A 256-nucleotide genomic window follows, 5' to 3' on the forward strand; every position below is an offset into this window, starting at 1 on the left:
TGGATAAAACAATCCGGGGTTGGTATTTATTGTAATGACAAGTGCCTCTTCTCTTTCCGTTGCAGGAAAGACCATTGCGGTAACAGGCGGGTCCTCAGGTCTGGGGCTCAGGATGGTTCACGTGCTTGCCGCGCATGGCGCGAATGTTGTCTCCATTTCGCGCACACCCGCGCCGGACAATGAGCACAGCCCCAATATTCTCAATATTATTGCCGATGTGACGGTTGCCGACGATATCGAGCGCGCGTTTGACGAG

1 protein-coding gene is annotated in these 256 nt (G+C 53.5%); it reads left to right on the forward strand.

What is annotated here, in order from left to right; genetic code table 11:
- Window positions 1-34: 34 nt before the first annotated feature.
- The coding region (locus tag Ga0451573_RS20390) for an SDR family NAD(P)-dependent oxidoreductase (protein WP_353740086.1) at window positions 35-256 on the forward strand (222 nt) is incomplete at its 3' end.

It is taken from the genome of Phosphitispora fastidiosa, assembly GCF_019008365.1.
Classification (GTDB): Bacteria; Bacillota; Thermincolia; order Thermincolales; family UBA2595; genus Phosphitispora; species Phosphitispora fastidiosa.